At 66.2% G+C, this 4,620-nt stretch carries 3 protein-coding genes and 3 pseudogenes; 2 read left to right on the forward strand and 4 right to left on the reverse strand.

Annotated features, from left to right (window positions below):
• The first annotated feature begins 103 nt into the window (after nucleotides 1–103).
• On the forward strand, nucleotides 104–442 hold the full coding sequence (locus LDL49_RS56100; protein WP_225303132.1) for an integrase core domain-containing protein: 339 nt from the start codon (nucleotides 104–106) through the stop codon (nucleotides 440–442).
• Here LDL49_RS56100 and LDL49_RS59740 read toward each other — a convergent pair.
• The gene (locus LDL49_RS59740; RefSeq protein ID WP_372470757.1) at nucleotides 372–773 is read right to left on the reverse strand and encodes an AAA family ATPase; all 402 of its coding nucleotides are present in this window, start codon (nucleotides 771–773) and stop codon (nucleotides 372–374) included. The two genes, LDL49_RS56100 and LDL49_RS59740, sit on opposite strands and share 71 nt — an antisense overlap.
• Nucleotides 774–1,436: 663 nt before the next feature.
• Nucleotides 1,437–1,817 carry a hypothetical protein gene (locus tag LDL49_RS56110; RefSeq protein ID WP_225303133.1) on the reverse strand — a complete coding sequence of 127 codons (381 nt, stop codon included), beginning with the start codon at nucleotides 1,815–1,817 and terminating at the stop codon, nucleotides 1,437–1,439.
• Nucleotides 1,818–2,491: 674 nt separating this feature from the next.
• On the opposite strand from LDL49_RS56110, the pseudogene LDL49_RS56115 reads away from it, so the two are divergent.
• Nucleotides 2,492–3,451 (forward strand): annotated as a pseudogene (locus tag LDL49_RS56115) (transposase); the annotation flags it as partial.
• 28 nt (nucleotides 3,452–3,479) lie between these two features.
• Here the strand turns inward: LDL49_RS56115 and LDL49_RS56120 are convergent.
• A pseudogene (locus LDL49_RS56120) lies at nucleotides 3,480–4,371 on the reverse strand (IS3 family transposase); the annotation flags it as partial.
• Between the two features lie 7 nt (nucleotides 4,372–4,378).
• Nucleotides 4,379–4,620 (reverse strand): annotated as a pseudogene (locus tag LDL49_RS56125) (ISAzo13 family transposase); the annotation flags it as partial.

Below are 4,620 nucleotides of genomic sequence, written 5' to 3' on the forward strand. Positions count from 1 at the left end.
GCCGTAGCATTCGCGCTCAACACCAGGCCCCGAAAAACTCTCGGGTGGAAGACACCGGCAGAAGCCTTCAGCGATCATCTAAACTTACTGCTGAACAGCAGTGTTGCGACGACTCCTTGAACCCAAGGAGTACACCGCTGCCCGCTACCAGGCCGAATGCCGCAAGCACGGGGTGGTGCAGTCGATGGGCCGGGTCGGGTGCGCGCTCGACAACGGAGCCGCCGAGTCGCTCAACAGCACCCTGAAGGTCGAGTTCGTCCACCGGCACTACTTCCGCACCCGGGCGGAGGGCCGGCTGAAGATCGCGACCTGGATCGCGGACTTCTACAACGTCAAGCGCAGGCACAGCGCCAACGACGGGCTGCCGCCTGTCACATTCGAGCGTCAGATGATCGAGAAGAGGCAAGCCTCATCGGCCCTGCTGAGGGCCGCTGTGGCATAGGACCGTCTCCACGGTTTGAGGGGATTGACACTCTCCCACGACCCAACCTTCTCCTTAGGTCAGATCTCCACGCTAGAAGGGGAAGCCCACATGGGCTTGTAGTGGTGGACGAACCCGACCCGGGAGTAGAGCTGGGGGTAGCGCGAGAGCGCTTTTCTATGCCCGGCATCCCGATCAGGATCAACCCGATGCCGGTCCGGTCGTGGTGGTCGCGTAGCTGTTCCAGTGCCGCGACCCGGAGCCTGTCGGCTTCGTCCACGATGAGGAGTTCGGCGTGGGTACTGGCGTTGAGCATGCCGTGCTCGTCGACGCCGCGGCCGGAGTTGAGCATGATCTCCACGCGGCCTTCCGGCCGCGTGGAGATGTAGGTGGCAGGCCCGGGTCAGGATGGCTCAGTCCGAGCGTTGCCGTAGTGTGGTCGCCGGGCTCGCCGAGCCCGCGCGTGTCCCACCAGCCGCGAACGCGTCGGGCCTGACGGCCCACCACGCTACAAGAGGAGCATTACAACCCCGTCGGCCTTGTCGCGCCATTGCGCGGACAGAAGGAGCCAAGGCTCGCGTGTCCGCACGACGTCCCCCGAGACCGCGGTTCTGGGTATTCGGACACCGCGGTTGCACATGGCGGCCCACGTGAGAAGCTCGAACGGCAGTGCTGCGTTGGCCGCTGCATATAGCAGTTGTCCGGCGTGAGGGCGGCGGATGTGTCGCTGGTGGCACCCCATCGCGCCCTTGCTCCGGCGCGGCAACTGGCTCGGCTGTGACCACGGCGACGGTCATGGCCGGGAAATCTCGCCAGTCTTATGGTGCCGACCGGGGCCGTCAACCGCCGCCGTGCCACTCTCTGTCCCTGTCACCGCCCTTTGCCGGGGCTGCCGTCGCGGGGGGTTGTGCTTGTGGGGCAGCTGTGGGGCTCCGCGTTGCCGGATCGAGGACCTACAGGCTCGGAGGTCGGACCGCCACCGGGTTCTTCTGACCTAACGGCGTACAGGCCCTGGTTAGAACTGCGGAAGAAGGGCGGAGCCCCATCGGTACGAGTTGGACACGTTCAGATTCCACTTGCAGTAGAGCTCGGCTGTATTCCATGCAGGGTTGTCCGGGTCGAGTTGCGAGTAATGGTCGTAATACCCGTTTCTTGGCGCAAGGCTTTCCGTCCACGTGTACCATCCGGTGCCCAGGTAAATGTCGCGTCGGCAGGCAGTTGTAGGAGTGGTGTGCCAGATATAGGTGCCTGATGCCAGATAGATGCGGCGCTGCACACTACCCCAGGCCATTCCGGCTCGCGGGTTGTTCGTGACATACTGGACCTTTGTGTTGTCCGCGGATGGCAGCGAACGGGCGGCGGCGAAGGCGCCGCCCGACATGATCGGAAGTGCCATTGCGATCGCGACTGCGGTGCCTAGGACTAGTTTCCCGAATATCGAGTGCATGCAATTCCCTTTCTGTTCACGGGGTGCCTTGTCCCCGTAATTTTGTTGCTTTCTTGCCACCGGTCCGGGAGCCGCCACTTGCGATGGCAGAAGCCGTTACATGGACAAGGGATCCAAGCTCCCTGCCATGATGCGGGCGTCTCAACGGATCCGACGCGTCACCTTCGGCCGGCCTGCCCAGCGTCGCGAAGATACGTTCCCGGCTCGTTCGCCTGATGGTCGCCACGCTGTCGTTCATGAGGCGCGCCGAGGTCCGGGGAAACGACAGGTGCCAGTGTGATGTGTGCGTGTCCGCAAAGCGAGCGCGTGAACCGCCATTCGGCGCATCTTTTCTGCCACGTCTCCCCTGGGTGAGGGTCTTCTCAGTGAGCCCTTGAAATCGTGGGTTGTCTTGAGATCAGGCCCTGAAGTGGCGTCGGCGATCATGAGTCCCTGCCGTGAACATCACCGTCCTGGGACACGAAAGAGCCGGTGCCGTGCTTGCCGCCTTGGTCAGCAGGACGTCATCGGGTGTTCTTCGCGGGGTCGAATCCGGCGCGCCCGAACTCTCGGCGTGCTAGAAGATCACTGAAGATCTTGTGTTCTGGCCTCGTTCTTCCCGGGATGGGGCCACAGTGGTGGATGTGCAGGGTGAGTGGGCTGGAGAGCTGGTCGGGCCGGATGTATGGCAGACCTGCCGGGAGTTGATCCCCGCGGGCGGTGTGTTCGCGTTCTTGGCCGAGCATCGCCGGGCGTTGTTTCCGGCGGCGATGTTCGCGGACATGTATCCCTCTGCCAACGGGCGGCCGAGCATGCCGCCGCAGGTCCTGGCGGCTGCGGTGGTGCTGCAGACGCTGCATGGACTGTCGGACGCCGACACCGTCCAGGCGTTGCGGTGAGACCTGCGCTGGAAGGCGGCCTGCGGGCTGGGGCTGTACGACACCGCCTTCGACCCGTCGCTGCTGACCTACTACTTCCGGCGGCGGCTGGCCCGCTCCACCCGGCCGGACCGCCTCTTCCAAGCGGTCCGAGAGGTGATCGCCGAAACCGGGGCGCTCAAGGGCCGGCAACGGCGAGCGCTGGATTCCACGGTGCTCGACGACGCCGTGGCCACCCAAGACACCGTCACCCAGCTGATTGCCGCCATCCGGCGGATGATCCGCCACGTGCCCGGCGCCGCGCAGGTCGCCGCCGACTGTTGCGCCGCCCATGACTACGGCGATCCGGGCAAGCCACGCATCGCCTGGGACGATGAGCAAGCCCGTGCCGCGCTGGTGGATGCCCTGGTCACCGACGCCATCCGGCTGCTGGCCGGCCTGCCCGAGCAGCCCTTGGACGACCAAGCCGCCACTGCGGTGGGCCTGCTCGCTTTGGTCGCCGGCCAGGACGTGGAACCGGCCGAGGACTTCGCCGGCCGGGACGGACGCTGGCGCATCGCCCAGCGCACCGTCCCCGACCGGGTGATTTCCACCGTCGACCCCGAATCGCGGCATGTGCGCGGGACTCGCACCCACCGACAAGACGGCTTCAAGGCCCACCTCGCCATCGAGCCCGAGACCGGCCTGTTCACCGCGGTGGCCTTACAACCCGGATCAGGTGTGGGGGCTCGCCCCGAAGTGTGGACACAGGTGGTTATGCGGCGAGCAGCGCCTTATCGGTGGTTTGCTGCTCGTAGTCGATCGGGCTGAGGTAGCCGAGGGTTGAGTGTCTCCTTCGGGTGTTGTAGCGGTTGATCCACTTGAAGACGGCCAGGCGGGCTTCCTGCGTCGAGGACCAGCGCTTGGCGCCCTGCAGCGTTTCGTGTTTGAGGGTGGCGTTGAACGCCTCCGCCGCGGCGTTGTCAGCGCTGGACCCGACGGATCCCATGGACTGCCGCACGCCGAGCTCGGCGCAGACCTTGGCGAACTCGGCCGAGGTGTACTGCGCCCCATGATCGGCATGGAAGATCGCGCCGTCCAGGCTGCCCCGCGTCGCAGCGGCCGCGCAGCGCGTCGCTCACCAGTTCGGTGCGCATGTGATCGGCGATCGACCAGCCCGCCAGCCGACGCGAACCCAGGTCCAGCACGGTCGCCAGATACAGGAAGCGGCCCTCACCGACGGGCAGGTACGTGATGTCGCCGACATAGCGCTGATTCGGGGCCGGCGCGGTGAAGTCCCGCCGGATCAGGTCGGGCACCTTCTGATGGGACGGCTCGGGCACCGTGGTGCGTACCTTCTTGCGCAGGTGCAGCCCGACGATGCCGGACCGGCGCATCACCCGCGCGACCCGCTTGTGGTTGACCCTGCGGCCCCGGGCCCGCAGTTCGGCGGTGATGCGCGGACTGCCGTAGGTGCCGTCGAACGCGCCGTGGATCTGCCTGATCTCTTCGGCCAGCGCGGCCTCGGCCGCAGCCCGCGCCGCCCGGGCCGGCGCCGCCTTGATCCACCGATAGAACCCCGAGCGAGACACCTGCAGCACTCGGCACAGCCGCTTCACGCCGAAGGCGTCCCGATGGTCGTCAACGAACTCGAAGCGGCTCAGGATCCGTCAACTAACTACTGCCCGATTTGATGTTGGTTTCGTAGGCGGTGATCTCGTTCTGGAGTGCCTCGATCGAGCGGGGCGGGTGGGTTCGGCGGCGGGGCTGGGCGAGGATTGCGGCGAGTTCGGGGGCCGCGAAGCCCAGCAGAGGCCGGGTCCGGTGGGCGTGGTAGCTGAGGGTGTTGCGGTCTCGGCCGAGTAGCCGGGCTGCCAGGGTGAGCGTGACGGTGTTGCGGTGGCTCAGGACAGCAG

This window comes from Nonomuraea aurantiaca, assembly GCF_020215705.1.
GTDB classification, from domain to species: Bacteria; Actinomycetota; Actinomycetes; order Streptosporangiales; family Streptosporangiaceae; genus Nonomuraea; species Nonomuraea aurantiaca.